At 43.1% G+C, this 26,078-nt stretch carries 31 protein-coding genes; 26 read left to right on the top strand and 5 right to left on the bottom strand.

The window, feature by feature from the left end; translation table 11 throughout:
- Positions 1-135 precede the first annotated feature (135 nt).
- From HNR53_RS06820 to HNR53_RS06810, 3 genes are all read left to right on the top strand, one after another.
- On the top strand, positions 136-933 hold the full coding sequence (locus HNR53_RS06820) for an SDR family NAD(P)-dependent oxidoreductase (protein WP_184524186.1): 798 nt from the start codon (positions 136-138) through the stop codon (positions 931-933).
- Between the two features lie 128 nt (positions 934-1,061).
- Positions 1,062-1,430: an ArsR/SmtB family transcription factor gene (locus HNR53_RS06815; RefSeq protein ID WP_184524184.1), complete on the top strand. Its 369-nt coding sequence runs from the start codon at positions 1,062-1,064 to the stop codon at positions 1,428-1,430.
- Positions 1,423-3,558: a heavy metal translocating P-type ATPase gene (locus HNR53_RS06810; RefSeq protein ID WP_184524182.1), complete on the top strand. Its 2,136-nt coding sequence runs from the start codon at positions 1,423-1,425 to the stop codon at positions 3,556-3,558. Before HNR53_RS06815 ends, HNR53_RS06810 begins: the two co-directional genes overlap by 8 nt.
- A 311-nt stretch (positions 3,559-3,869) precedes the next feature.
- Here the strand turns inward: HNR53_RS06810 and HNR53_RS06805 are convergent, their stop codons facing one another.
- Positions 3,870-4,022, bottom strand: coding sequence for a hypothetical protein (locus HNR53_RS06805; RefSeq protein ID WP_184524179.1), 153 nt, complete (start codon positions 4,020-4,022; stop codon positions 3,870-3,872).
- A gap of 181 nt (positions 4,023-4,203) precedes the next feature.
- Between HNR53_RS06805 and HNR53_RS06800 the strand changes: the two genes are divergently transcribed.
- On the top strand, positions 4,204-4,341 hold the full coding sequence (locus HNR53_RS06800) for a hypothetical protein (RefSeq protein ID WP_184524177.1): 138 nt from the start codon (positions 4,204-4,206) through the stop codon (positions 4,339-4,341).
- Positions 4,342-4,370: 29 nt separating this feature from the next.
- Positions 4,371-4,601, top strand: coding sequence for a hypothetical protein (locus HNR53_RS06795; protein ID WP_184524175.1), 231 nt, complete (start codon positions 4,371-4,373; stop codon positions 4,599-4,601).
- A gap of 92 nt (positions 4,602-4,693) precedes the next feature.
- Here HNR53_RS06795 and HNR53_RS06790 read toward each other — a convergent pair whose 3' ends face one another.
- A complete protein-coding gene (locus HNR53_RS06790) occupies positions 4,694-5,860 on the bottom strand; it encodes an MFS transporter (protein ID WP_184524457.1) in 1,167 nt (388 codons plus the stop codon).
- 314 nt (positions 5,861-6,174) lie between these two features.
- Between HNR53_RS06790 and HNR53_RS06785 the strand changes: the two genes are divergently transcribed.
- The 8 genes from HNR53_RS06785 (at position 6,175) to HNR53_RS06750 (ending at position 15,179) form a co-directional block, all read left to right on the top strand.
- Positions 6,175-6,987, top strand: coding sequence for an amino acid ABC transporter substrate-binding protein (locus HNR53_RS06785; RefSeq protein WP_184524173.1), 813 nt, complete (start codon positions 6,175-6,177; stop codon positions 6,985-6,987).
- Positions 6,988-7,155: 168 nt separating this feature from the next.
- Positions 7,156-7,815: an amino acid ABC transporter permease gene (locus tag HNR53_RS06780; RefSeq protein ID WP_184524170.1), complete on the top strand. Its 660-nt coding sequence runs from the start codon at positions 7,156-7,158 to the stop codon at positions 7,813-7,815.
- A gap of 15 nt (positions 7,816-7,830) precedes the next feature.
- The gene (locus HNR53_RS06775) at positions 7,831-8,577 is read left to right on the top strand and encodes an amino acid ABC transporter ATP-binding protein (RefSeq protein WP_343065289.1); all 747 of its coding nucleotides are present in this window, start codon (positions 7,831-7,833) and stop codon (positions 8,575-8,577) included.
- Positions 8,578-8,834: 257 nt separating this feature from the next.
- Positions 8,835-9,461: a hypothetical protein gene (locus tag HNR53_RS06770; RefSeq protein WP_184524166.1), complete on the top strand. Its 627-nt coding sequence runs from the start codon at positions 8,835-8,837 to the stop codon at positions 9,459-9,461.
- A gap of 215 nt (positions 9,462-9,676) precedes the next feature.
- Entirely contained in the window at positions 9,677-10,144 is a 468-nt protein-coding gene (locus tag HNR53_RS06765; protein WP_184524164.1) for a MarR family winged helix-turn-helix transcriptional regulator, read from the top strand.
- Complete coding sequence (locus tag HNR53_RS06760) at positions 10,141-13,269, top strand: efflux RND transporter permease subunit (protein ID WP_184524162.1); 3,129 nt, start codon at positions 10,141-10,143, stop codon at positions 13,267-13,269. The genes HNR53_RS06765 and HNR53_RS06760 overlap by 4 nt, the downstream gene beginning before the upstream one ends.
- Before the next feature lie 248 nt (positions 13,270-13,517).
- The gene (locus HNR53_RS06755; protein WP_184524160.1) at positions 13,518-14,777 is read left to right on the top strand and encodes a Y-family DNA polymerase; all 1,260 of its coding nucleotides are present in this window, start codon (positions 13,518-13,520) and stop codon (positions 14,775-14,777) included.
- Positions 14,778-14,843: 66 nt separating this feature from the next.
- On the top strand, positions 14,844-15,179 hold the full coding sequence (locus HNR53_RS06750) for a YolD-like family protein (protein ID WP_184524158.1): 336 nt from the start codon (positions 14,844-14,846) through the stop codon (positions 15,177-15,179).
- A gap of 74 nt (positions 15,180-15,253) precedes the next feature.
- Here the strand turns inward: HNR53_RS06750 and HNR53_RS06745 are convergent, their stop codons facing one another.
- Both HNR53_RS06745 and HNR53_RS23385 read right to left on the bottom strand, forming a co-directional pair.
- The gene (locus HNR53_RS06745) at positions 15,254-16,180 is read right to left on the bottom strand and encodes an alpha/beta hydrolase (protein WP_343065288.1); all 927 of its coding nucleotides are present in this window, start codon (positions 16,178-16,180) and stop codon (positions 15,254-15,256) included.
- 103 nt (positions 16,181-16,283) lie between these two features.
- Entirely contained in the window at positions 16,284-16,415 is a 132-nt protein-coding gene (locus HNR53_RS23385) for a hypothetical protein (protein WP_281391744.1), read from the bottom strand.
- Between the two features lie 145 nt (positions 16,416-16,560).
- On the opposite strand from HNR53_RS23385, the gene HNR53_RS06740 reads away from it, so the two are divergent.
- The gene (locus HNR53_RS06740) at positions 16,561-16,800 is read left to right on the top strand and encodes a YqkE family protein (protein ID WP_184524155.1); all 240 of its coding nucleotides are present in this window, start codon (positions 16,561-16,563) and stop codon (positions 16,798-16,800) included.
- Between the two features lie 47 nt (positions 16,801-16,847).
- Here the strand turns inward: HNR53_RS06740 and mciZ are convergent, their stop codons facing one another.
- Positions 16,848-17,009, bottom strand: a complete 162-nt coding sequence (mciZ, locus tag HNR53_RS06735; protein ID WP_184524153.1) for a Z-ring formation inhibitor MciZ — start codon at positions 17,007-17,009, stop codon at positions 16,848-16,850.
- A 73-nt stretch (positions 17,010-17,082) separates the two neighbouring features.
- On the opposite strand from mciZ, the gene HNR53_RS06730 reads away from it, so the two are divergent.
- The 12 genes from HNR53_RS06730 (at position 17,083) to HNR53_RS06675 (ending at position 26,063) form a co-directional block, all read left to right on the top strand.
- Positions 17,083-17,634, top strand: coding sequence for an NUDIX hydrolase (locus HNR53_RS06730; RefSeq protein WP_184524151.1), 552 nt, complete (start codon positions 17,083-17,085; stop codon positions 17,632-17,634).
- A complete protein-coding gene (locus HNR53_RS06725) occupies positions 17,635-18,813 on the top strand; it encodes an endonuclease Q family protein (RefSeq protein WP_184524149.1) in 1,179 nt (392 codons plus the stop codon). It begins immediately after the preceding gene.
- Positions 18,814-19,084: 271 nt separating this feature from the next.
- Positions 19,085-19,726, top strand: coding sequence for a stage II sporulation protein M (gene spoIIM / locus HNR53_RS06720; RefSeq protein ID WP_184524147.1), 642 nt, complete (start codon positions 19,085-19,087; stop codon positions 19,724-19,726).
- Between the two features lie 140 nt (positions 19,727-19,866).
- On the top strand, positions 19,867-20,325 hold the full coding sequence (fur, locus tag HNR53_RS06715) for a ferric iron uptake transcriptional regulator (protein ID WP_184524145.1): 459 nt from the start codon (positions 19,867-19,869) through the stop codon (positions 20,323-20,325).
- Between the two features lie 146 nt (positions 20,326-20,471).
- The gene (locus tag HNR53_RS06710; RefSeq protein ID WP_184524143.1) at positions 20,472-20,699 is read left to right on the top strand and encodes a YqzK family protein; all 228 of its coding nucleotides are present in this window, start codon (positions 20,472-20,474) and stop codon (positions 20,697-20,699) included.
- Positions 20,700-20,705: 6 nt separating this feature from the next.
- Positions 20,706-21,599 (top strand): site-specific tyrosine recombinase XerD, encoded by an 894-nt coding sequence (gene xerD, locus HNR53_RS06705; protein WP_184524140.1) that lies wholly within the window; start codon positions 20,706-20,708, stop codon positions 21,597-21,599.
- Between the two features lie 214 nt (positions 21,600-21,813).
- Positions 21,814-22,980: a D-alanyl-D-alanine carboxypeptidase family protein gene (locus tag HNR53_RS06700; protein ID WP_184524138.1), complete on the top strand. Its 1,167-nt coding sequence runs from the start codon at positions 21,814-21,816 to the stop codon at positions 22,978-22,980.
- Between the two features lie 334 nt (positions 22,981-23,314).
- The gene (gene spoIIAA, locus HNR53_RS06695) at positions 23,315-23,665 is read left to right on the top strand and encodes an anti-sigma F factor antagonist (protein WP_184524136.1); all 351 of its coding nucleotides are present in this window, start codon (positions 23,315-23,317) and stop codon (positions 23,663-23,665) included.
- A gap of 1 nt (position 23,666) precedes the next feature.
- Complete coding sequence (spoIIAB, locus tag HNR53_RS06690) at positions 23,667-24,107, top strand: anti-sigma F factor (protein ID WP_184524134.1); 441 nt, start codon at positions 23,667-23,669, stop codon at positions 24,105-24,107.
- Between the two features lie 12 nt (positions 24,108-24,119).
- Complete coding sequence (sigF, locus tag HNR53_RS06685) at positions 24,120-24,878, top strand: RNA polymerase sporulation sigma factor SigF (protein ID WP_184524132.1); 759 nt, start codon at positions 24,120-24,122, stop codon at positions 24,876-24,878.
- A 146-nt stretch (positions 24,879-25,024) separates the two neighbouring features.
- Positions 25,025-25,645: a stage V sporulation protein AA gene (locus tag HNR53_RS06680; protein ID WP_184524130.1), complete on the top strand. Its 621-nt coding sequence runs from the start codon at positions 25,025-25,027 to the stop codon at positions 25,643-25,645.
- Positions 25,635-26,063: a stage V sporulation protein AB gene (locus HNR53_RS06675; RefSeq protein ID WP_184524128.1), complete on the top strand. Its 429-nt coding sequence runs from the start codon at positions 25,635-25,637 to the stop codon at positions 26,061-26,063. The genes HNR53_RS06680 and HNR53_RS06675 overlap by 11 nt, the downstream gene beginning before the upstream one ends.
- Positions 26,064-26,078: the final 15 nt, after the last annotated feature.

The raw sequence follows: 26,078 nt of genomic DNA, 5'->3' as shown, positions 1-26,078 counted from the left end.
CATATACGAATGCGTGAGGCAACCCTATTAGTATAAGATACTTTTGCGAGTTTTTTAACAGATTTAGCTGAATATTATGTCCATGACAAGCCATTCCTTAGAAGGATATGGAGTTAGAGTAGAGGGTGAATCAATTTGGCAGCAGAAAATTTGAAAAATAAAAACATCATTATTACCGGTGCTTCAGGCGGGATCGGCCTCTCCGTTGCGCAACAATGTGCCGCACGCGGGGCAAACCTAGTACTTCTCGCAAGGCGCCTGGAAAGGCTGGAGGAAATCAAGCAGGATTTACAGGAGCAGTTTAACATTAAGGTGCATATCTATCAACTTGATGTCTCTAAGACAGAGGAAATCAAGCAGGTTTTTTCTAAAATTATCGCCAAGCTTGGCAGAATTGATGTATTGCTCAATAATGCCGGCTATGGCATCTTCCGCTATGCCCATGAAACAGCAATCGATGAAGTGAAGGGTATGTTCAGCGTTAATGTTGTCGGCTTAATGGCCTGCACGAGCATGGTGCTGCCGGTGATGAAGCAGCAAAGATGCGGTCACATTATCAATATTGCTTCCATGGCGGGGAAAATTGCGACTCCGAAATCGAGCGTGTACTCGGCGACAAAACATGCTGTACTGGGCTATTCCAACAGTCTGCGGTTAGAATTGGCCGATGACCAAGTATTTGTGACAACGGTGAATCCTGGTCCGATTGCCACGAATTTTTTTGACATCGCTGATGAACAGGGGACGTATGTGAAAAGTGTTCAGCGCTATATGCTGCAGCCGGAATTTGTCGCAAAAAAGATTACCGATGCGATGTTAACGAAAACGAGGGAAATTAATTTGCCGCGCTGGATGAATGCCGGAAGCATCTTTTTTGCTCTGTTTCCTAACCTGTTTGAAAAAGCCGGTAAAAAGGCATTTAATAAAAAATAAGGAGTCAAAGGGGTGAGACTTATTGGAGTTTCATTCCTTTTTTATTATTCAAATGAACATTTGAATAATAACTGCATATGATCTATACTATATTCAAATCGATATTTGAATAAGAAAGGGGGGTGGACATGAGTCAAAAGGATACTTGCGATATTTATTGTTATGACGAAGAAAAAGTGAAGCGAATACAGGGGGATTTGCAGAAAGTAGACATCGTTAAAACGGCGCGGGTCTTTAAGGCATTGGCGGATGAAAACCGGGCGAAAATCACTTATTCCTTATGCATGGATGAAGAGCTGTGTGTCTGCGATGTCGCCAATATCATCGGCTCCACCGTTGCGACTGCCTCCCATCATTTGCGCACCCTGCATAAACAGGGGATCGTCAAGTATCGCAAAGAAGGAAAATTGGCTTTTTATTCGTTAGATGATGCACATGTTAAACAATTAATTGAAATTGCGCTTGCACATGCTGCGGAGGTGAAGGTGAATGACTGACATGCAGGCTAAAATAGAAGAACAAGAAGCAAAAACATACCGCGTGCAGGGCTTTTCCTGAGCAGGCTGTGCCAAAACATTCGAGGAGAATGTGAAACGCCTGGATGGCGTTGTTGATGCCCGGGTCAACTTCGGTGCTGCAAAAATTACGGTATATGGGGAAACCTCGATTGAAGCACTGGAAAAAGCAGGGGCTTTTGAAAACTTAAAATTGCGTGGAGAAAAAGAACAAAAAATGGAGGCTATTCCATTTTGGAAGCAAAAGGAAACGATTAAAGTCTATCTTTCCGCCCTATTGCTGCTCTTCAGTTGGTTATTAGGCAGAACATTCGGGGAAGAACATCTTACTCCTATCATCGGATACGGAGTAGCGATTGTTATTGGCGGTTATTCCTTATTTTTAAAAGGATTTAAAAATCTGATCCGATTCAAGTTTGATATGAGCACCTTGATGACGATTGCCATTATCGGTGCGGCATTAATTGGCGAATGGAGCGAAGGGGCGACGGTTGTCATCCTTTTTGCCATCAGTGAAGCGTTGGAGCGCTTTTCGATGGATAAGGCACGCCAGTCGATCGAGTCGTTAATGGATATTGCTCCGAAAGAAGCATTAGTTGTACGAAACGGACAGGAGTTTACAATCCCTGTTGAGGCAATCGAAATTGACGACATCATGATCGTCAAACCGGGACAGAAACTGGCAATGGACGGGGTTGTGGTAAAAGGAACCTCGGCTTTAAATCAGGCGGCGATTACCGGAGAATCCGTCCCTGTCACAAAATCACCGGGTGATGAAGTATATGCCGGGACGTTAAACGAAGAAGGACTGTTGGAAGTACAAGTAACGAAATTGGTTGAGGATACGACTCTGGCAAAAATCATCCATTTAGTCGAAGAAGCCCAGGCAGAACGGGCACCATCACAGGCTTTTGTCGACAAGTTCGCCAAATATTATACTCCTGTCATCGTCGCACTTGCCCTTTTGATTGCCGTTGTGCCGCCATTATTCGGCGGGGATTGGAGCGAATGGATTTACCAAGGACTGTCTGTATTAGTCGTCGGCTGTCCCTGCGCCTTAGTCGTTTCGACTCCGGTATCGGTTGTCACGGCAATTGGCAATGCCGCAAGAAACGGGGTCTTAATCAAAGGCGGGATTCATCTGGAAGCAGCCGGGTCCTTAAAGGTTATTGCTTTTGATAAAACAGGGACGCTGACAAAAGGGGTGCCCGCTGTCACCGATATCGTTTCATTTGACAGAAATGAACGGGAATTGCTGGCGGTCACCGCGGCATTAGAAAAAGGGTCGCAGCATCCGCTTGCTTCCGCCATTATAACGAAAGCAGAAGAAATGGACATCCGTTTCGAAAGTACTGCTGTGCTTGATTTTCAATCGCTGACAGGCAAGGGAGTAAAGGCAAATGTCAATGGCGAAATCTACTATGCCGGCAGCCCGAATCTGTTTCAAGAGCTTCTGCCGCAAAAAATGGATGGGGAGCTGAGGGAACGGATTGAAAGCCTGCAAAGGGAAGGAAAAACGGTTATGATCCTTGGCACGATCAATCAAATTCTGCTCTTGATTGCGGCGGCTGATCAAATCAGAGAAAGCTCCCGTGAGGTGATTCAAAAGCTGCACAAGCTTGGTATCGGAAAAACAGTGATGCTGACTGGAGATAACAAACGAACAGCAGAGGCGATTGGGAAATCTGCCGGAGTGTCTGACATCAAAGCGGAATTGCTTCCCGAAGATAAATTAAACGCTGTAAAAGAGCTTCGCCGCCTCCATCACAGCGTTGCCATGGTCGGAGACGGAGTGAATGATGCGCCGGCACTTGCTGCATCGACGGTAGGTGTGGCGATGGGCGGAGCGGGAACGGATACAGCCCTGGAAACAGCGGATATTGCCTTAATGTCCGATGATCTCAACAAGCTGCCATTTACAATTCAATTAAGCCGAAAAGCACTATGGACCATTAAGCAAAATATTACGTTTTCTTTAGTAGTAAAGGCCATCGCTTTACTGCTTGTGATCCCTGGCTGGCTGACTCTTTGGATTGCCATTTTTGCCGATATGGGCGCGACTCTTCTGGTGACATTAAACAGCTTGAGATTGTTAAAGGTAAAAGAGTAGTGGAGCATGGGTATGTAACAAAATAAGGCAGGCATATTTATGCCTGCCTTATTTTGTTACATCACAGAAAGATCATACTGAAAGAATATGCACTGTTAGGTTAAAGTAGGCATTCTAAACAAGTCTTTCAGCCATCGGGCAATATGGCCGGCAAAGAATGCCGTTTTCATGCCCATAATCATGAGAGTTGAGAGAAAAGCAGATAGAATATTCAAAGTATTTCCCTCCGTATCTGAATTTGTGTTGGGAACGAACACGAATGTTACTATGGTTTGAACAGCCAATTTATTCATTCGCTCTTGGGCAGCTTCTTATCCCTTTTTCCTTTGCTGTTTTCCGATGGAGATATGATCCGGCAGCTGTGGAAATGGCTGTTCACCGGGGGTTGACCCGGGCCCTGTAAGGGTATTTCGCTGATCGAGGACTTTTCCTGAATATTCAACAGGTCTTCTTGTTGCCATCATTTCACCTCCATTTTATTAGCATGGTTCGAAAAAAAGAGTCCATAACAGGTAAATTAAGAAAAATCGTTTTCGCATAAAAAAAATCATGCAACAAATACTGAATGTACGAGCGTTTGCGCAGAGGGATGATGCAGTGCACCATTCCGTGAACAGACGGCCAAAAATATGAAAGGTGATGACCATGAATAAAGCACAATTCAATTTTGCTAATTTATCTCAAAGTGACTTGGAGCAGATTAGCATGCTGGAAAAATCGCTAAGCCAAAAAAAAGGAGAAGAAGTCATCCTTGTAGCTTATCAGGATAAGCAAAAACACTAACTCTGTCTATTTTTATTGGGAGTGAATGAATGAGGCCATATGACATTACAGCTATGATTATTGATGACGGTTTTGCTGGTGAAGAATACGTAACGGCTGATTTTACGAGTCAGAACGAGGATTACAGCATTACATTTAAAAAAGCGGACCTCGAAATCATCAATTCCTGGGTTTTCAAAAATGGGACATCGCTTCCTGCGAATTTGCCGGATCAGCTGATCGAGTCGATACGCGAGGATATTAAAATGAAAATAGAGTAAAAGGGGCTGCTATTTATCAGCCCCTTTTACATATTTTGCTGAAAAAAGCTTAGGGAAGAAGTCTCTAAGCTTTTTTCATTATTTATTAAAAGTCAAATTCTGCGCCGTTGTTTTGTCTGTGCTGCATAAATAAAATACAGGGCTAAGGCAATCATGGATAAGAGGACCCCTGAAATATAAGGCAGTCCGATCGAGATGCCGTAAAGTGTGCCGCCGATTGGCGGTCCGGCGATTCTGCCAAGCGAATCGAAGGAGGACAGGAGTCCTGTGGTACTGCCATGCCCGGAGTCTGCTGCCTTCGTTAGTAAAGCCGAAACAGCCGGACGGATAACGCCGTTGCCCATCCCGAAAATCGATAAATAAACGGCGGCAGTGGTAAAGCTGTCAACGAGCAGGATCAGCCCGAAGCCAATGGCGGAAATGACAATCCCTGCTTTGATAACGAGCCCTTCGCCATATCTTTTTGCTGCTTTTCCCATCACACCGCCCTGAATAAAGGCGCTAACCAGACCCATGATCATAAAAACATAACCAAGCTGCACCGTTTCTAACCCTGCCCTTTTTGCCGCAAAATAGGCAAAGGTTGTTTCCAAGCCGGCTAATGACAAGGAGATAAATAACTGCAGAAAGAAGAGGAGCGATTGTGAACCCTTAAAGGATTGCCACATGGAGGACTTTTCCTTTGCAGCCTGTCCTCTGGATTCCTTTGATAATGACTCCTTGAGGAAGAACAGCACAAGGAAAAAGGTAAATAGAGAACATCCTCCGGCAACAAAAAACGGGACACTTAAGTCTATTTTCGAAAATATGCCGCCGATAGCCGGTCCAAAAACAAAACCTAATCCGGTAGCGGCACCGATGATCCCCATGCCTTTACTGCGGTTAGCCGGTGTCGTAATATCGGCAACATAGGCCATCGCCGTCGGCATATTTGCTGCAGATAACGCTCCGCCGACAATTCGTGCCACAAACAGCATACCGAGTGTGTCAGATGCCCCTGTAAGGAAAAAAGAAAAGGCTAGGCCGAGAATTCCAATCATAATGACAGGTTTCCGCCCGATTCGATCTGATATCCGTCCCCACATTGGGGCAAAAAGCAGCTGCATCAGCGAATATACTGCCATGAGATATCCTAGTTCAGTTGGTGAGGCACCAATATTTTCCGCATAAAAGGGCAGAACTGGGATGATGATGCCAAAACCGGCCATGACCAAAAACATAATCGCAAATAATATAGGCAATGCCCTTTTCGTATCGATCATTACATTCACTCCATTTCCCGATTATTATAATGATTATATATATTCAGAGTCAATTTTGATCATCTCTATTTTTGGACAAAGTCTGAAAAGCCTTTCATATCCGTATATAAAGGAAAGGAAAATATTTGTTTCACATAATAAATCCTTGAAAGTACAAAATAATGTAATTCTCTGCGTTAATGTTATAGTAATATTCTAAAGATTTAAATGATATTTTGGGGCTATGCTGAAAAAGGCAGATGTGATATCTTATTACTGTAGTAAAGTGTTAACGTAATAATATTTTAAAATAAAGGTGGTTATCCTTGTTCATGAAACGTTTTACCATGATGTTAATGATAGTGGTATCCTTATTTGTTATTCTAATAGGATGTTCGAGTGGAGCGTCTGATTCCAAGTCAGAGGCAGGTTCCGATACAGAAAAAACGAAAGAAAAGGAAACATTGATTGTTGGAATTGATGATGCCTTTGCGCCAATGGGATTCCGTGATGAAAAGAATGAAATTGTTGGTTTTGACATTGACATGGCAAAAGCAGCTGCTGAAAAAATGGGTGTAGAAGTGAAAATTCAGCCAATCGATTGGAAAACAAAGGAAAATGAGCTAAACAGCGGACGGATTGATTTGATCTGGAATGGCTACACTATTACGGATGAGCGTAAAGAAAAAGTATTATTTACAAAACCTTATCTAAAGAATTCACAGGTGGTTGTCACATTAGCTGATTCTAATCTTTCCAAGCTGGATGATTTAGCTGGCAAAAAGATCGGGATTCAGGCGCTTTCTTCTGCAGTTGATGCTTTAAATGCTAATCCGATAAAAGATAAAATTGACTCAACCACTGAGTATGATACAAATGTACTTGCTTTGACTGATTTAAAGGCAGGCCGCACAGATGCTGTTGTCATTGACGAAGTAGTTATCAACTATTACATGACAAAAGAAAAGGGAACTTTTAAGCTTCTTGATGAATCACTTGCCCCTGAGGAGTACGCAGTCGGCGTGAAAAAAGGCAATCAAGAGCTGCTTGACAAACTTCAACCAGCTCTTGATGAAATGAATGAAGACGGCACGGCCGCTGACATTTCAACCAAATGGTTCGGAGAAGATAAAGTCTTAAAATAAACCATCGGAACAAATATTATGAAGCAAAGGGCTGTCCTAAAAGAAAAGGTATCAGATACCACGAGAGAAATTCCGCTATCTATTAGGAAACATTGATAACGGTGTTCCAGAGTGGATGTCAAATATCTTTCAGGGCAGCTCTTTTGCTTTTTTGGAGGATTCCATCGTATGTCAGGAGACTATTTTATTTCCATATTGAAGCCAATGTTCGAAGGGGCACAAACCACAATTCTGCTGTTTCTCATTGCGATTGTGGTATCCATTCCGTTAGGCTTTCTATTAACATTGGCGGTAAAAAGCCGATTTAGGCCGATATCCTGGATCGCGCAAGTCTATATTTATGTGATGCGCGGTACCCCGCTCTTGCTCCAGCTTTTGGTGATCACTTTCGGGCTGCCGATGATCCCGGTGATCGGCGAATACTTAATTCTCGATCGGTTTGTCGCTGCATGTCTAGGTTTTATCCTTAACTATGCTGCTTACTTTGCTGAAATCTTCCGAGGGGGTCTGCTGGCGATTGATAAAGGTCAATATGAAGCCGCGAAGGTGCTTGGTTTTAATAAATGGCAGACCACAATGAAAATTATCCTGCCGCAAATGTTTCGCATTGCTCTTCCTTCCGTTGCCAATGAGTCCGTTACACTCGTGAAAGATACTGCATTGCTGTATGCTGTTGCCGTTCCGGAACTGCTGCACTTTGCCCAAACTGCTGTTAATCGTGACTTTACCATCATGCCATTCTTTGTCGCAGGTGTGATTTACCTGCTCATGACAATGGTATTAACGTTTGTTTTTAAATGGCTGGAAAAACGATTCAAATTTGAATAGATGGGGGGAGAAAATGTGGCGCTTATTGAAGTAACGAACTTAAAAAAATCATTCGGACAGATAGAAGTGTTGAAACAGATTACCTTCGAGGTGAATAAAAATGATGTCGTGGCCGTGATCGGTCCATCCGGTTCCGGGAAAAGCACGATGCTCCGCAGTCTTGTTCATTTGGAGGAGATTAACGGCGGCAGTATCTGTGTCTCAGGCGACTATTTAGTGAAGGACGGTATCTATGCCAATCCGCAGAAGCTGAAACGGATTACCGGAAAAATGGGAATGGTCTTTCAGCATTTCAATCTCTTCCCGCATCTTACTGTGAAGGAAAATCTTGAGCTGGCTCCAAAAATGGTGAAGAAGGAGGCAGCAGCGGTTGTGGCACAGCGCAGCAAGGAGCTTATGGAAAAAATCGGTTTGACCGAAAGAGCTTCGGCCTATCCGGCCAATCTGTCTGGCGGTCAGAAGCAGCGCGTGGCGATTGCCCGGGCCTTGATGATGAATCCGGAAATTATGCTGTTTGACGAACCAACTTCAGCGCTCGATCCGGAGCTGACCGGTGAAGTGCTTCAGGTCATGAAAAATTTGGCAAAGGAGCATATGACGATGATCGTTGTCACGCATGAGATGGAGTTTGCCCGTGAAGTGGCCAACCGGGTTATGTTCATGGATGGCGGGGAAATCGTTGAGTCCAGTCCACCAGAGGAAATTTTTACGAATCCGAAGTTTGAACGAACGAAGGCTTTTTTAAACCGGAGCTTAAAATAATATAGGTCAAAAGAACCCGGCAAGGCGTTTGCTTCCTGCCGGATTTTTTTGTGGGAAAAACATCTCTTAAATGTCTGGTCTGGGAGGTGTTTTTTTCTTGCAAAATAACAGGTCGGTCTTAAGTCTTACAGGAAATTCAATCCAGAGCTCCTACGTCATATAAGGAAATAAATGTTAATATAAAAAAAGGACTTGTTCATAATACGCAGAACTTCTTCTAACATATTCCGAGATTAAAAGAATAAGGAGATCATAGAATGGAGAGAAAGGTCTATCTGATTTTGACGGATACGGGCACGTTTTTTACCAGAATGATTAAGCTCTATACGAAAAAACCATACAATCATGCCTCCCTTTCCTTTGATCCCCATTTTTCTGAAATCTACAGCTTTGGCAGGAAGAAGCCAAGAAATCCGTTCATCGGGGGATTTGTGAAGGAATGTATCTACACAGGTTTACTAAAGCAGGCCGACTGTGCCATTTACAGCTGCTGTATTTCTGAACAGCAGTACCAAAAAATGCTGCATTTTATTAAGGAAATAGAGGAAAAAAAAGAACAGTACCGCTATAATTTTCTTGGTTTATTGGCGATTCCTTTTCATAAAACGGTTCATAGGGAACATGCCTACTTTTGTTCCCAGTTTGTCGCTGCAGTTTTAACAGAAGGAAACGTGATTCAATGTTCGAAACAGCTTTCTCATATGACTCCACATGATCTGCAGCAGGTGGCATCTTTTCATTTACTTTATCAGGGAACAGTAGAAGGCTTTATTAAGAAAAATAGTTTGATGAGGAAGGTACGGACAGAGATGAAGACACACGCTGCATTGGGGAAGCTGCGGCAAAAGATCGCAAGTGCCTGCGTATTCTTTTTTTGGTATTGACAAGCTTCATCGCTATGTTGCAGCACTGACCCTTAACCAAACAAGCCAGCAAATGGAACGATTCCTGAAAGACCAGAAACTGGTAACCCAGCCTGGTCTCTTTTTCTGTCTAAAAGATTGACAAGAAAGACACAAATGATTAAAGTTATACACATGAATAGTTCAACTATTTAACTATTAAACGATAGAATCTTTTGAAAGGAGGGGAAATAGAATTGTGTGAGCAGACGCTGAAGGACTTAGTTGATCGGTATACCGCCGTATCGTTTTCGGTTACGACGCTGGCCGGCTCACTGGTAAAAGAAGAAATCGGCAGTGAAATCACGAGCGACCAATATTATACGCTCAAGACGATCTATCAAACCGGTTCCTGTACCTCAACCCATCTGGCTGAAGTTTTTGCCGTGAAAAAAAGTGCCATCACCGCGATTATTAACCGGATGTGGGACAAGGGACTGATCAAACGCACCCGTGACGAAAACGATCGCCGCATCGTGTATTTAACGTTAACGGAGCAGGGAGAAGAGATCTATTTCATGTTGGAAAGGCGAATTTACAAATTGGTAGAATCGTTCATTTCCAAATTTGATGAAGCGGAAATCTCTCAGTTTTTAAAGACTTATGAAAAATTGAATGAAGTTTTAATAGAGATAAAGGAAAACAAGGTGGAGAAACAATCGTGAATTTTATTATCAAACGTAAATGGTTTGTTATGATTGCCTGGTTTGTTGTTGTCGCTGGACTATTCCTGATGGCTCCGAATATGGCCGATCTTGTCCGCGAAAAGGGGCAGATCACCGTGCCGGACGAGTACTCCTCAACGATGGCCTCTAAAATCCTCGCGGATGCCGAAGAGGACGGAGATGGCGATGCGGCAGAGACCGCATTAGTTTTTTACAATGAGAATAAATTAACGAATGCTGAAATCAAGGAGGCCGAGAGAGCAGTTCGGCTTCTGGAAAAGAATAAAAACGAACTTGGCATCAACGAAATTCTGACTCATTTTAATGAAAAAAGCTTACAGGATCAGCTCGTGTCAAAAGACGGGAAAGCGATTCTCGTTTCGGTCAGCGCTTCTTGGAACGGACGCGAAGCAGGCGAGCTGAGTCAGGACCTTTATCAGGCGATTAAGGATGTCAAAGTCGATCATTACTATACAAGCTCCTGGATGATTAGCGAGGATTTAATTCAGACCTCACAGGACGGAGTCAAAAAAACAGAAGGAATTACGGTTGTTTTTATCCTTATCGTGCTCCTTGCCGTGTTCCGATCTTTCGTGGCACCGATCATTCCTCTCTTGACGGTGGGCTTTAGTTATTTGGCGTCACAGTCGATTGTATCGATTTTAGTTGATAAAGTGGATTTTCCGCTTTCGACGTATACACAAATCTTCTTAGTGGTTGTTCTGTTTGGAATTGGCACGGACTATTGTATTTTGCTGCTAAGCCGTTTTAAAGAAGAGCTTGCCCTGCATGAAACGACAGCGGAGGCGATTGTCGCTGCCTACCGCAATGCCGGGCGGACGGTCATCTTCAGCGGGATTACGGTCCTGTTCGGATTTTCGGCGATTGGCTTTTCACAGTTTATCCTCTATCAGTCCGCTGTAGCTGTCGCCATTGGGGTTGCGATTTTGCTGCTTGCTTTATTTACGATTGTTCCGTTCTTTATGGCAGTGCTCGGCAATCAATTATTCTGGCCATCCAAGGCAAAAGCAGAGCATGGCGACAGCAAAATCTGGGGTGTTGTCGGGAAATTCTCCTTGGCACGCCCTGTCCTGTCGCTGTTGCTTGTAGCCGCGGTCTGTACCCCGTTCCTCATCACCTATAACGGGGAGCTTTCTTTCAATTCATTAGAGGAAATGAGTGACGATGTTCATTCGATCAAAGCTTTTAATGCTATTGCCGGAAGCTTCAGCCCTGGCGAATCGATGCCGACAAAGGTCGTTATCGAAAATGACGAAGCGATGGATTCAGTGGAATATATCGACCTAGCTGAAAAAATCAGCCGTGAACTGGAGCAGGTTAAATTAGTCTCCGCGGTTCGATCTGTGACAAGACCGGCAGGAGAGCCGATTGAAGACTTCCTGATCGCCAAACAGGCTGAGAAGCTTCACGAAGGACTTGGTGAGGGAAAAGACGGTCTTAATCAAATCAAGGACGGCTTAAATACAGCCAGTACGGAATTAAAGAACTCAGAACCTGAATTGAAAAATGCCACAGCAGGAATCAATGACTTGATTTCCGGCACGGATGAGATTCACAGCGGGTTAAACGAAGTCGGCACGAATCTCGCCAAGATTGAAGCTGGAATCCGTCAGGGCTCAGCTGGTTCCGATCAAATGAAAGCAGGGCTGGTGGAAGCGGAAAAAGGAGCCGAAGAATTACTCCTCGGCTACACAGAACTTCAAGGCGGATACGTCGCAATGCAAGGCAAAATTCCACAGCTGCTCACAGGTTATCAGCAGATCGCAGGCAGCACTGCTGGTCTTGCCGACAGCATCAATCAAGCTAATGGCGCATTGTACGGCTATGTCGAGCAGAAATATACGGACCTTTTAGCAGATCCAACCTATCTGGCGATGAAGGGGAATGCGGATAGTCTGCAGGGGCAATTTGCTTCTTTGGTGCAAGGATTGAATGAATTAAATAATGGTCTATCAGCTATTAATGACGGGTTGAGCACGGCGAATGCCCATTTTGAACAGGCCTTAGCCGGGCAGGCGAATCTTGTTTCCGGTTTGCAGCAATTAATTGCCGGCATTGAAGCGCAGCAGGCCGGTTTGAATCAGTTAGCTGACGGTCAGGGGCAACTAGCCGGAGCTATCCCTGAGCTTTCAAATGGGGTCGCGCAAGTAAATGGCGGTCAGGAACAGCTGCTTGAAGGATTTTCCGATTTAGGAGGACAAATCACACAATTATCTGATGGCCTTGACCAGAGTGTTGATGGCTTAAACAAAGTGTCAGAAGGTTTAGGATCGGCACAGGATTATTTATCAGGACTTTCACAATCAGATAGGAGCGCCGGTTTCTATCTGCCGCAGGAAGTGCTGCAAAGTGAAGATTTTGCCAAGGTACTTGATGTTTATTTATCAGATAACCGCAAAGTGATGACACTTGATGTCGTACTCGAGGAAAATCCTTATTCCAGTGAAGCAATGGCTCAGATTCCAGAATTGAAAAAAGCGGTCGAACGGGCTGTGAAGGATACAAAACTGGAAAATGCTCATATTGCTTTTGGCGGGGTTTCCAGCATGAATGCCGATTTAGACACGATGTCAGGGAATGATTTCTCGCGCACGGCGATTCTGATGCTTGTCGGAATTACGCTGATTTTATTCTTCTTATTCCGCTCGCTCATCATGCCGCTGTACATTATCGGTTCGCTGATCGTGACCTATTACACGTCGCTTGCTGTTAATGAAATGATTTTCGTTCATATCATGGGTTACTCAGGCATCTCCTGGGCTGTACCGTTCTTTGCCTTTGTTATTCTGATCGCGCTTGGAGTGGATTACAGTATCTTCCTGATGGACCGCTTTAATGAATACAAAAGCTTGTCAGTTACGGATGCGATGCTCCTGGCAATGAAGAAAATGGGCACGGTAATTCTCTCGGCTGCTCTCATTCTTGGAGGAACATTTGCTGCTATGATTCCGTCAGGGATGCTTTCCTTAGTGCAGATTTCAACCATTGTTGTCGTTGGACTTCTGCTCTATGCTGTCATTATCCTGCCGTTATTTATTCCGGTCATGGTAAAAGTCTTTGGCAAAGCCAACTGGTGGCCGTTCAGAAAATCACAAATGGAATAAGTTTATATGTCAAAGGCTGTCCTTACAAGGGCAGTCTTTTCTAATCCGTGCCAGGCACCGTAAAAATACAAATGTGTTTCTGGAAGAGACAGCATCTTTCTTATCGCAGCCAGTCTTGCCCATGGTTATTTTTGCAGGAAAAAATTGTCGCAAAAAACTCATTGAATCAGAACGTATATTCGTTTAAAATAAGAATATACTAAAGAAGAACAAGTGTTTGAATTTGTGATTTGCGGGGGTTTATCTTTATGATTGATTACAGCAGAATGCCGCAACAGCAAATTTTATGTATTGACATGAAAAGCTTTTATGCAAGCTGCTCTGCAGTGATGGCGGGACTCGATCCGCTGGAATGCTATTTAGTCGTCGTCGGTGATAAGGAGCGTGAAGGCAGCGTTGTCCTCGCTGCATCGCCGAAGATGAAAAAGGAATTCGGCATTAAAACGGGGGCACGTCAATTTGATATCCCGGAAGATCCGCGGATCCATGTTGTCGAACCGAAAATGGGCACCTATGTCCGAATTTCAATGGAGATTCTCCGTGTCTTTCACCGCTATGTGCCGAAAGAGGCGATTCATGCCTACAGCATCGATGAAAGCTTTCTCAAGGTAGATGGGGCTGATAAGCTTTGGGGCGATGCGGAAACAATTGCCTGGAAAATCAAGCGGGATCTGGAGCGGGAATTTCAGCTCCCTAGCGCTGTTGGGATTGGTCCTAATATGCTGATGGCAAAGCTTTGTCTCGATTTGGAGGCGAAAAAACACGGCATCGCCCGCTGGAGATATGAAGATATCCCTGAGAAACTATGGCCGGTATCGCCGCTTCGCGATATGTGGGGCATTGGGCGCCGCTTGGAGAAAAAATTAAATGGCATGGGGATTTTCACCATCGGTCAGCTCGCCCATTATCCTTTAACCGAACTCGAGAAGAAATTCGGTATTATGGGCAATCAGCTGTACCACCATGCCTGGGGGATTGACCTTTCTGAAATGGGAGCACCGATCATGGACGGTCAAATCAGCTTCGGTAAAGGGCAGGTGCTTTTGCGCGATTACAAGGAAGAGGAAGAAATCAAAAGCGTCATACTTGAGATGTGTGAAGAGGTGGCTAGAAGGGCGCGCGTACACCGCAAAGCAGGAAGAACGATCAGCTTTGGTGTCAGCTACAGCGAGGATGAATTTGGCGGTGGCTTTTACCGTTCGCATACAGTTGAACATCCGACCAATCGAACGATGGATATATACCGGGTGTGCCTTGAGCTTTTCCGCGAGCATTATGAAGGAAAAACTGTCCGAAAAATAAATATCGCCCTCGGAAATGTTGTTGACGATACAGCATTTCAACTGGATTTGTTCGATTTGGATAGCTGGAAAAAGCATGAACTAGGCTATACGGTCGATAAAATCCGCCGTCGTTTTGGCTCTGATTCGCTGCTGCGCGCCGTCTCTTATACGGCTGCCGGCACCGCGAGACAGCGGGCGAAACTGGTCGGCGGACATAAAGCATAAATCACGTGCTTAAAAAAGCAGGGATAGCTGCCCTGTCTTTTGCGATAGAAAGGGGGTAATGAAAACATGATTCGTGACAGAGGGCGGATGAAGTGGGTATCGATGATGCTGCCTGAGCATGTAAAGGTGCTGCGCGAATGGGCCGAGGAAGATTCATATAAAGTAAGAAAAGAACTGGATGAACAGCAGCTCGAACTGATGGATGGAATCATCGCTGAAGCGATGCAGTTGGGGCGTGGTGTGACGGTAACTTATTATCGCAATAAACACTACGAATTATTTACAGGCTGGATTGAGAACTGGGATGCCCTGACAGGCTGTCTCCAGCTGACAGACGCCTCCGGCGGGGAGCACTGCCTTCAGCTGCAGGATATCATGGATATCCAATGGGCAGATAAATAGAATATCTTCTCATGAAAGAAAGCACGCTGCTAACCGCAAAAACCGGCGGGACATCTCCCAAGCCGGCACATCTCTTATTTTTTTTCCAGAGAAACAAATTCTGTTAAAAATTCATCAACTGCCGCCACGTATAATTCTTTGTTCTGATTCAGCGACTGGGCATGCCCACCCTTAGGTGCCAAGAATAGTTTTTTCGGCCCTGTTTTTTTTTCATAAAGGTCCTTTGACATCTGCGGCAGAATATAATCATCTTCCATGCTATGGATAAACAGCACCGGTTTCTTAATCTGCTGAATAACGGAAATCGGTGAAATATCGCGGAGAGAATATTTTTCCCGTATCCGCAGAAAGATGTTTGCGACAGGAATCAGAGGACGTGCCGGCAGCTTCATGTCCTTTTTAAGCAAATAGGATAGCTGCTCGCTGAAATCGGAAAATGGGCAATCGGCGATATAAAAATCAGCTCCGTCTTCGACCATACCGGCATACAGCAGCATTGTCGCGGCCCCCATTGACTCGCCGTGGATCCCTAACAGTAAATCCGGTTCTTTTTCTTTTTTTAACCAATGAACGATCGTCTTTAAATCAAACTTCTCATAATAGCCGTAACTGGTTGTCTTGCCGCCTGACTCACCGTGCCGCCGGTGATCGTACAAAACGGCATTAAAGCCTCTTTCCAGGAAAAGATTCATATATTTAACGGAATTGATTTTGTTTTCCGTTACACCGTGGGAAAAAATCATATAGCGGTTCGTGGAATGGGGTTCAACAAGAACAATGGTTAAATCATAGTCAAAAGGAGAGGGAATCGTCACTTTCCGATTCGGAATATGGTGGAAATCGTCGGGATTATAGCGACCGGCTTCCTTTTCCCTTTTGAGAATAACCTGATCATCCTTTTTCTTGATGTACATCATTCGGTTTGTAAAATAAACACCAAAAGATGTTAAGAAAAAAATGAAGGAAAAGAGAAAACGAAATATTTTTCTTAACCTGTTCACATTGTGATCCCTCCGAATAATCATAATCAAAGCGTTGCTTTCAACTTTATTTTATCACTGTCAAATTGTAAAACAAAGGAAAAACCGCTTGCTAAGAAGCGGTTTATTGCTTGGCGTTCTGTCTCTTTGTCGGATGGATCGCTGTTTCCAAATCTTCCGCAGCAATGACTGGCTTCACCGTATCTGCAGACGGTTTTCCTTTTTGGCTGTAGCCCTTGTCTCGTTTTTGGCTCATAAAGATTCCTCCTTGTCTACAACAATAAATCCTACAAATCATAAGATGACACAATGGGGAGGAGAATATACGGCCATGTTCAAGAATGATCCTGGAGATTGATTTCTGGTATAATAGATTATTATCACTAAAAAGAGGGATTTGGATGAAAAAGAAACAAGTTAAAAAAGCTGCAGCAGATAAACCGGTAACCCTTGGAGATCTTCTCAATAGCGACCTTGTTAACGAGTTGAAGGAACGAAAAAAAGAAATGGAAAAACAAGAGGAAGCAAAAAAGCTTGCTGAAGAAGAACGAAAACGCGAAGAACGCAGATTAAAAGACAAAAATAAATCATTCGAAGAATTACTTAATGAAAGCAGTTTTAACTGGAAGGATTTTAAATAAAGAGGTAAGAAAGGGTGAACCCATGCCGGGCTTCACCCTTTTCCATTTCAGCGGTGCGCATCATAAAAAGAGGGCGTGCATTTCTGATGATCCCGCAGCAATTCTTTTACAAACTGGTAGTCCTTTGTACAATCCTTCAGCTTTTCTTGAATTTCCCAAACCTTTCCTGATAAGAGCAGTCCGGTCCCGCCGTAATATATCTTCATCATCTTTTCCTCCCAATAGAGTATGATAAAATGTATGAGCATACGAAAATCGATTAGAACAGGAGTGTTCGAAAAAATGAGTTCTCTCGAAGAAAAAACAATTGCGACGGAAAAAATATTTGAAGGACGGGTGATCAGCCTGCAGGTAGACGAGGTGGAACTGCCCAATGGGAATAAGACGAAACGCGAATTAGTTAAACATCCCGGTGCTGTAGCAATAATTGCCCTAACGGATGATAAAAAACTTGTGATGGTGGAACAATACCGTAAAGCACTGGAAAAAACGATCGTTGAAATTCCTGCCGGGAAGCTGGAAAAGGGCGAAACGCCGGATGTTTGTGCCAAAAGGGAGCTGGAGGAAGAAACCGGCTATGATTGTGCCAAGTTGAAGCTGCTTACTTCTTTTTACACATCTCCCGGATTTGCCGATGAAATCGTTCATGTCTATCTCGCAACGGGCTTGTCGAAAAAGGAAAATGCCGCCGGGCTTGACGAAGATGAATTTGTCAATTTGCTGGAACTGACATTAGACGAAGCTCTTCATGCCATCACTGAGAAAAAGATTTATGATGCGAAAACGATCTTTGCAGTGCAATACATACAACTACAAGAGGCGTTGAAAAAATAAATGAATTTCTACTATACCGATTTACACATTCATATCGGCCGCACAAAGAGCGGCAGAGCCGTGAAAATCACGGGAGCGAAATCGTTAACTTTCTCCAATATTATTGCCCATGCAAGAGATCAAAAGGGGCTTCATATCATTGGAATTATTGATTGCCATTCACCGGAAGTCATTATGGAAATGGAAGAACTAATGGAGAGAGGTGAACTAGAGCAATTAGAGGACGGGGGGCTCCGCTACGGCGGACTAACGATCATTCCGGGCTCCGAGCTCGAAATCTATGATGAAAGCTGCCAAGGACCGATCCATGTTCTAAGTTTCTTCCCCAGCCTGCCCATCCTGAAGGAATTCTCGAACTGGCTTTCAGGGCATTTAAAAAACATTCATCTCAGCTCGCAGCGAATTTATGTAAGCGGCAGAGAATTGCAGCGGAAAACAAAGGAGCTCCAGGGAATCTTTATTCCTGCCCATGTCTTTACGCCGTATAAAAGCTTATATGGCAAGGGTGTGCAGCAAACGCTTGCGGAAGTATTGGATCCAGAACTCATCGATGCCGTTGAACTGGGATTAAGTTCCGATACGTATATGGCGGACGGCATCAAGGAACTTCACTCCTATACATTTGTCTCAGATTCAGACGCTCATTCGCTTGGGAAAATTGCCAGGGAGTACCAAACGATTCAGATGCAGGAACCCACGTTTTCTGAGTTGAAAAAGGCCCTCGCCAACGAAGACGGGAGGAGGATCACGGCCAATTACGGTTTGGATCCGCTGCTTGGCAAATATCATCAAACCGTTTGTGAAAAATGTCTTGATCCCTTTGATCCAGCGGCAGGTCAATGTGAAAACTGCGGTCACGGAAAATATGTTAAAGGGGTAGCGGACCGGATTGCCGAACTATCGGAGGCAGAAGGATCGGCTCCCGAAAGACCGCCCTATATTTATCAGATTCCGCTCGAATTTATTCCCGGTCTGGGACCAAAGCTAAAAGAAAAACTATTAAATCACTTTGGCACGGAAATGGCCATTCTTCATGATGTAAGCTTTGAACATTTACAAGAGGTCGTCCCGCTTAAAATAGCCGAACTTATCGCTGCAGCCCGTATAGGAGAACTAAAGCTCCATGCAGGAGGCGGAGGAAAATACGGAAAAGTGGCCCAGAAGGACAAGGACAAATAAAGCAAAAAGCCGGCAGATTCGCTTAAATGCCGGCTTTTTGCTATTCAAGAAACTCAGGTGACCCCGCGCTTTGCTGAATTCCCCGCGCTCGAAAAATCATCCTTCCTCAACCGGCATCGCCCTAATGTTTCTAGCAATATCCCGACAAATCTAGCAAATCACCGTCATACATCCAATCCTCCTGCATAAAATGTAGTACCAGATCAATCCAATTGTTCATTTATATACACCTAACTAAAAGGGAGTAACTGAAAATCAGGAGGAAGAACAAATGAAGAAAAAGATGTACCAGAACATTGCCGCCGCACATCTCCGTGAACATTCCTCAATCTATTTATTTGTAATTGTCCTGTTTTTAATGGGAGTCATCTTTGGCGCAGTGGTGGTGAATAGTTTAAGCTTTACACAAAAAGAAGACCTGTATTATTACTTAACGCAATTTTTTGGACAAGTGGCCAATGAAAAAATTGCGACTCCGAATGATGTATTCAAGCAGAGCTTTTTACACAATGGTAAATTCATCGGCTTAATGGGTCTATTGGGGATCTCAGTGATTGGTCTTCCGCTTATCTTAATCTTTTTATTTATGAAAGGAATGGTGGTCGGCTTTACTGTCGGATTTTTAGTGAATCAAATGGGATGGAGTGGTTTTCTGCTCTCGTTTGTCTCGGTTCTGCCGCAGAATTTCATAATTATCCCTGTGTTCATTATCATTACGACGTTGGCCGTCAATATTTCATTGAAAATGGTACGGCGCCAATTTATGAAAAAAATCAGCGACCCTATTCTGCCGCTCTTAGGGAAATATCTCATCAGCCTGTGTATCGCGATGCTCTTTCTTGCCGGAGCCGCTGCGATTGAAGCTTATCTATCGCCGTCCCTTATGAAAGCCGTCATTGATTCGATTAATTGAAAATAAGAATGAGTATTTAAAAAAAATAATTATAAGTGACTATTTATAATCATTTTAGTTTGACTCTATCCTCCCATCTGATATAATGAGAATGAAATGAGAATGAGAAATATAAGATGTGGTGCAGGAGGACTTTCGGTATGGAAACGAGAATTGAGCGAGTAAAAAAGCAACTGCATTCTTCCAGCTATAAATTAACCCCGCAGAGGGAAGCGACAGTTCGTGTGCTGCTAGAACATGAAGAAGACCATCTGAGTGCTGAAGATGTCTACCTCCTAGTAAAAGAAAAATCGCCTGAGATTGGTTTAGCAACCGTTTATAGAACACTAGAATTACTGACGGAACTAAAAATTGTCGATAAAATTAATTTTGGAGACGGCGTTTCCCGTTATGATCTTCGCACAGAGGGCGCTGATCATTTCCATCATCACCTGGTATGTATTGAATGTGGCACGGTTGATGAAATCCAAAAAGATCTATTAGAAGATGTAGAAGATGTTGTGGAAAAAGAGTGGAACTTCAAGATTAAAGACCATCGCCTTACCTTTCATGGCGTCTGCCATCGCTGCCAGCAAAAGCAGCTTCAAGAAAGTAAATAGTGATATAACCTTTTCTATTTATTGTTAATAGAAGAGGTTTTTTATTTTTCCAAGATGTATAAAACCTGTCCAATTTGGCATATGTATAACTAATACAAACAAGAAAGGTTGTACGCTTGCGCCTTTCTTTGGAGGCAGAAGGAAAAATGAAGAATCTATTTTCAACTCTTTTGAAAACAATCAAGGTGTTTATTCTGTTCACAGGATGCACAATCCTTTTTTATTATGGCATTATGTGGTTAAATGAAGAGTATACAGACTATCACCGTTATGATGAGCCCAAGGGCTCAGCCATCAAAGTGACAGCGACAGGAGAGGATCAGGATTCAGCCTGGCTGAATCGCTTAATCTTGTTTTATTTAGATGGGGAGTAGATTTGAATGGAAGATGAATTGAAAGATTTTACCCATTATTTAATCGTCGAAAAAGGCTTAGCTTCTAACACGATTGTTTCATACGAGCGGGATTTAAAAAGCTATATGAAGTATTTGCAAAATGTAGAAACGATGAAGAGCTTTAACGAGGTTCAGCGCGTTCATATCGTGCATTTTTTAGCCCATTTGAAGGAGCAGGGAAAGTCATCACGGACATTAGCCCGCCATGTAGCATCTGTCCGCTCATTCCATCAATTTTTACTGCGGGAAAAAGCAGCGGACCACGATCCGTCCGTTCATATTGAACCGCCGCAGTTGGAGAAAACGCTGCCAAAAGTCTTAAGCCTAGAAGAAGTGGAAACGCTGCTCGACTCTCCCGATGATAGTACGCATTACGGTATCCGCGATAAAGCGATGCTTGAATTATTATATGCAACGGGAATCCGGGTTAGTGAGTTGATTGGCTTAAAAGCAGGCGATGTTCATTTATCGATGGGATTTGTCCGCTGTATCGGAAAAGGAAATAAAGAGCGGATCATTCCGATTGGACATACCGCTATTGAGGCAATAGAGAAATACATACAAAAGGGGAGACCCGCCTTTGTTTCGAAAAAAAATCATGATGATGCTCTGTTTTTGAATCATCATGGCAAAGGACTGACGCGGCAAGGCTTTTGGAAAATACTAAAAGGGCTGGCACGAGACGCCGGTATTCAAAAAGAATTAACGCCCCACACCTTAAGGCATTCCTTTGCGACGCATTTATTGGAAAATGGAGCGGATTTGCGTGCCGTACAGGAAATGCTCGGACATGCTGATATCTCAACGACACAAATCTATACGCATGTGACGAAAACGAGGCTGAAGGATGTGTACAAGCAGTTTCATCCGCGTGCCTAAAAGACTCATGAGTCAATCCTTCGTCAGGAGGTCAAAACAGCTAGGGAATCTTCTTCCCTGGCTGTTTTTTTGTCCAAAAAAGCGGACGCCAATTCGATGGGGTGAATTTCTACAAGCATCAAAAATATAACGAAAAAATATTCATTTTGATCCTGTATAAATTTACCTGATTAGGAAAAAATGAAAAACGATAGAAAGAATGGAGGGTTTTGTGATGAAGCGACTTGTTTCTATAGTACTTACAGCATTCTTGTCTGCCGCCTATATGATACCCCATGTATTCGCTGAGGAAGAAAAAGGGACGCAATTAACAGAAAATGTTAAGTCTGCGATATTAATCGAACGCGATACAGGTGAAGTATTATATGAAAAAAACAGTGAGGAACAGCTGCCGCCGGCGAGTATGACAAAGATTATGACGATGCTTTTAATTATGGAAGCATTGGATGAAGGAAAGCTAACGATGAAGGAAAAAGTACGTGCCAGTGAATATGCCGCCTCAATGGGAGGATCACAAATCTTTCTTGAGCCTGGTGAGGAAATGACCGTGGAAGAGATGCTCAAGGGGATTGCGATTGGTTCAGGAAATGATGCATCCGTTGCGATGGCAGAAAGAATCGCCGGCTCTGAAGAAAACTTTGTTTCCATGATGAATAAAAAGGCAAAAGAACTTGGCCTGAAAAATACAAAGTTTCAAAATACAACCGGTCTGCCCGTGGAGGATCATTACAGTACAGCCCATGATATGGCCATTATGGCCAAGGAATTATTAAAGTATGAAGATATCACAAAATTTACGGGCACCTATGAAGCTTATTTACGAGAAAATACAGATAAAAAATTCTGGCTCGTGAATACGAATAAGCTCGTCCGTTTCTATCCGGGTGTAGACGGATTAAAAACCGGGTTCACGAAAGAAGCAATGTACTGCTTAACTGCAACCGCACAGAAAGACGGCATGCGGGTGGTTGCTGTTGTTTTTGGTGCACCAACTTCAAAGGAAAGAAATGCACAAGTTACCAAAATGCTTGACTATGCCTTCAATCAATATAAAACAAGCCCGTTATTTGAAAGAAACCATGTACTAGGAAATGCCAAAGTAGGCAAAGGGGCTAAGAAAACAGTTGAAGTCGTAACAAGTGAAAGAATCTCCTTATTAACGAAAAAAGGGGAAAACATTGAAGGCATTAAACAAAAAGTTGCCATTCATAAAAATTTAAAGGCACCAATCAAAAAAGGCGACCAGATTGGAACTTTAACGGTTGAGAAACAGGGTGAAACATTAATTAAGAGCCCTCTCTTAGCAAAAGAGGATATTGCAGCAGCTGGCTGGTGGACATTGTATAAGCGTTCCATAGGAATGTTTACAAAAACGAAATAATATACAGGCATGATGAACTTCATCTTATATGCTGATTCTAAAGTCTACTAGTATTTCAACAGCTGCATGAGCAGTTGCTTGCTGGTTGTCGAAAGGAAATAAAATGATCATTATTTTTAGCGAATGAACACTAGTTTTGTTTTGATGAAGGAAATTGCAAAAACACTATCGAATAGACTCACTACAAAGAGCCAATCATGAATCTGTTTCACAGGAATTTTTCCGGCTGCAAACGAGGAGAAATTCATGTGTACCCATGCGCAAAAAGGAAAAGGATTCGTGTAAAAGCCCGGAAAGACCATTTCGGGACATGAAACAAGGAGGCTGTCGAGTAGTGAGTCTGCATATTGAGATGGAAGTAAAACAAGATGTTCTATGTATTCGGTTGTCAGGAGAACTGGATCACCACTCTGCTGACGGACTGCGGGACCAGGCAGCAACAGCGATTGAAAAGAAAAAAATTCACCATATTATCTTAAATTTAGAAAATCTATCTTTTATGGACAGTTCAGGTTTAGGGGTCATTTTGGGTCGTTATAAACAAATCAAGCAGCTTGGCGGCGAGATGATCGTCTGTGCCATTTCCCCACCAATTCAAAGACTATTTGAAATGTCAGGTTTATTTAAAATTATTCGTCTTGAACTGACAGAAGAATATGCTTTGCAAAGTCTGGGGGTTGCCTAATATGAAGAATGAAATGAAGCTGGAATTTAAAGCGCTTAGTCAAAATGAATCATTTGCCCGTGTCACCGTGGCTGCTTTTGTCGCGCAGCTCGATCCGACAATGGATGAATTAACCGAAATCAAAACGGTCATTTCTGAGGCTGTCACGAATGCCATTATTCATGGTTATGACAGCGACCCGGACGGCATTGTCAACATTATAGTGACAATTGATAATGGTTTGGTTGAAATCACGATTATAGATAAGGGAAAAGGAATTCTGGATGTAGAGGAAGCGCGCACACCCCTCTATACCACAAAACCTGAATTGGAAAGGTCCGGGATGGGTTTTACGATTATGGAAAACTTTATGGATGACATTGAAGTTCTTTCAAAGCCGGATAAAGGTACCGTGGTCCGTTTAAGAAAGCATTTATCAACGAGCAAAATGATATGCAATTAAGGAGCCATGCCGATGGATGTGGAGGTTAAATCAGATAAGAATCAATCTTATTTAAAAGACCATGAAGTCAAGGAACTGATTAAACAAAGTCAAGAAGGCGATCAAGACGCGCGGGATTTAATTGTTCAGAAAAATATGCGTCTAGTCTGGTCAGTTGTGCAGCGTTTTTTAAATCGGGGCTACGAACCAGATGATCTATTTCAAATTGGTTGTATTGGATTGCTGAAATCAGTTGATAAATTCGATTTATCTTACGATGTAAAGTTTTCCACCTACGCAGTTCCGATGATCATCGGCGAAATCCAGCGATTTATCCGTGACGACGGGACCGTGAAGGTGAGTAGATCATTAAAGGAAATGGGAAATAAAATCCGCAAAGCGCGGGATGAACTGTCAAAAACACTTTGCCGCATTCCAACTGTAGGCGAGCTGTCGGAATATCTGGAAATTCCGCCGGAAGATATCATCATGGCCCAGGAAGCAAGCCGCACTCCTTCATCCATCCATGAAACAGTGTATGAAAATGATGGAGATCCGATCACATTGCTTGATCAAATCGATGACGGCAATGAAGGAAAATGGTTTGATAAAATTGCCTTAAAAGAAGCGATCCGGGAATTAGAAGACAGGGAAAGGCTCATTGTCTACCTGCGCTACTATAAAGATCAAACGCAGTCAGAGGTAGCCGTAAGACTCGGTATCTCCCAAGTACAGGTATCCCGTCTTGAAAAAAAAATACTGCAGCAAATGAAAGACCGTATGGACATTTAGTCCCATGCGGTTTTTTCTATTATGAGCTTTTTATTCAGCAAATATTCTTTGTTTTTTTTCACTATCCATTTATTGGATTTCATGAAGTGATTCTTCTTTAGAAATACTAGCAATACAAGGAAATCACTGTGTAGGATGTGAACATATTGGAAAATACAGCCTATATTCGCCTGCACCATCGTGTCCTGGTTCAACCGAACCAAAAAATCTATCTTCATGACATCGCACAGATTATTGTAGATCCCGAGGTGAAAGAACCATTAAGCAAGCTGATCATTTATGAAGCGTCGGAATCAGACCGAAATATTATCATTATAGATGTCATTCAAGTGGTCCAAGAAATTTCCCGGCATTTTCCTAAGCTTGGAATCGAAATGCTTGGTCCGACGCAAACTATTGTAGAAGTTGTCTACAAAAAGAAGAAATATTCTTTGCCCTTATTTTTCATAACTTGGTTGTTATTATTTTTTGGAGCGGCCCTGACGATTATGAATTTTCATGAGGACGTCGGAATGGAAGCGGTACATCAAAAGATTTATGAAATAATGACTGGGCGGAAGAATGAAAAACCTCTTCTTTTTCAAATTCCGTACTCCATCGGCTTAGGTGTCGGTATGATCCTATTTTTTAATCATGTATTTAAAAAGCGTCTCAACGAGGAGCCAAGCCCGCTTGAAGTGGAAATGTTTAATTATCAGCAAGATCTCGATCAGTATGTCATTATGCATGAAAATAAAGAAAGTATGAAAAAAATTGATGGTCATTAATCTTATATTTGTCATCTTTCTCGGCTTTGCCGGAGGAGTGTCAGTAGGTGCCGGTTATGTGGCATTTTTGACGGTCCTTGGGATTATCCCAAGGTTGACACAACTGACAAAAACGATGAAAATGATTCATTTATATGAATGGGGAATTGTTCTCGGGACTTGTTCCGGTACCATCCTAATGATTGAGGAACCTCATTTTCAACTGCTCCCGGTTGTTATTGTGGTTTTAGGGTTAGCGGGAGGTATTTTTGTCGGCATGATGGCGGCAGCTTTGACAGAAGTCTTAAATGTGTGGCCGATTTTAGCGAAGCGGGTGGGAGTTGATCGGAAAATTGTCATCCTGCTGATGGCGCTTGTATTTGGCAAAATCGTTGGTTCATTATTTCACTGGATCTATTTTGTTGATATCAGCAAATAAGCTATGGACACAGAA

This window comes from Bacillus benzoevorans (assembly GCF_014207535.1).
Classification (GTDB): Bacteria; Bacillota; Bacilli; order Bacillales; family Cytobacillaceae; genus Bacillus_BD; species Bacillus_BD benzoevorans.
Note: the sequence above shows the minus strand (reverse complement) of the source record. Positions and strands in the feature narration are given on the sequence as shown.

Bases quoted from the DNA above. Each gene is read 5' to 3' on its own strand.
- HNR53_RS06755 (WP_184524160.1), top strand. From the start codon at position 13,518: ATGATTGATTACAGCAGAATGCCGCAACAGCAAATTTTATGTATTGAC.
- HNR53_RS06740 (WP_184524155.1), top strand. From the start codon at position 16,561: ATGAAAAAGAAACAAGTTAAAAAAGCTGCAGCAGATAAACCGGTAACC.
- HNR53_RS06700 (WP_184524138.1), top strand. From the start codon at position 21,814: ATGAAGCGACTTGTTTCTATAGTACTTACAGCATTCTTGTCTGCCGCC.
- HNR53_RS06725 (WP_184524149.1), top strand. From the start codon at position 17,635: ATGAATTTCTACTATACCGATTTACACATTCATATCGGCCGCACAAAG.
- HNR53_RS06730 (WP_184524151.1), top strand. From the start codon at position 17,083: ATGAGTTCTCTCGAAGAAAAAACAATTGCGACGGAAAAAATATTTGAA.
- spoIIM (WP_184524147.1), top strand. From the start codon at position 19,085: ATGAAGAAAAAGATGTACCAGAACATTGCCGCCGCACATCTCCGTGAA.
- HNR53_RS06785 (WP_184524173.1), top strand. From the start codon at position 6,175: ATGAAACGTTTTACCATGATGTTAATGATAGTGGTATCCTTATTTGTT.
- HNR53_RS06815 (WP_184524184.1), top strand. From the start codon at position 1,062: ATGAGTCAAAAGGATACTTGCGATATTTATTGTTATGACGAAGAAAAA.
- HNR53_RS06710 (WP_184524143.1), top strand. From the start codon at position 20,472: ATGAAGAATCTATTTTCAACTCTTTTGAAAACAATCAAGGTGTTTATT.
- HNR53_RS06780 (WP_184524170.1), top strand. From the start codon at position 7,156: ATGTCAGGAGACTATTTTATTTCCATATTGAAGCCAATGTTCGAAGGG.
- mciZ (WP_184524153.1), bottom strand. From the start codon at position 17,009: ATGATGAAGATATATTACGGCGGGACCGGACTGCTCTTATCAGGAAAG.
- HNR53_RS06675 (WP_184524128.1), top strand. From the start codon at position 25,635: ATGGTCATTAATCTTATATTTGTCATCTTTCTCGGCTTTGCCGGAGGA.
- HNR53_RS06805 (WP_184524179.1), bottom strand. From the start codon at position 4,022: ATGATGGCAACAAGAAGACCTGTTGAATATTCAGGAAAAGTCCTCGAT.
- HNR53_RS06750 (WP_184524158.1), top strand. From the start codon at position 14,844: ATGATTCGTGACAGAGGGCGGATGAAGTGGGTATCGATGATGCTGCCT.
- HNR53_RS23385 (WP_281391744.1), bottom strand. From the start codon at position 16,415: ATGAGCCAAAAACGAGACAAGGGCTACAGCCAAAAAGGAAAACCGTCT.
- HNR53_RS06770 (WP_184524166.1), top strand. From the start codon at position 8,835: ATGGAGAGAAAGGTCTATCTGATTTTGACGGATACGGGCACGTTTTTT.
- sigF (WP_184524132.1), top strand. From the start codon at position 24,120: ATGGATGTGGAGGTTAAATCAGATAAGAATCAATCTTATTTAAAAGAC.
- spoIIAB (WP_184524134.1), top strand. From the start codon at position 23,667: ATGAAGAATGAAATGAAGCTGGAATTTAAAGCGCTTAGTCAAAATGAA.
- xerD (WP_184524140.1), top strand. From the start codon at position 20,706: ATGGAAGATGAATTGAAAGATTTTACCCATTATTTAATCGTCGAAAAA.
- HNR53_RS06795 (WP_184524175.1), top strand. From the start codon at position 4,371: ATGAGGCCATATGACATTACAGCTATGATTATTGATGACGGTTTTGCT.
- fur (WP_184524145.1), top strand. From the start codon at position 19,867: ATGGAAACGAGAATTGAGCGAGTAAAAAAGCAACTGCATTCTTCCAGC.
- HNR53_RS06800 (WP_184524177.1), top strand. From the start codon at position 4,204: ATGAATAAAGCACAATTCAATTTTGCTAATTTATCTCAAAGTGACTTG.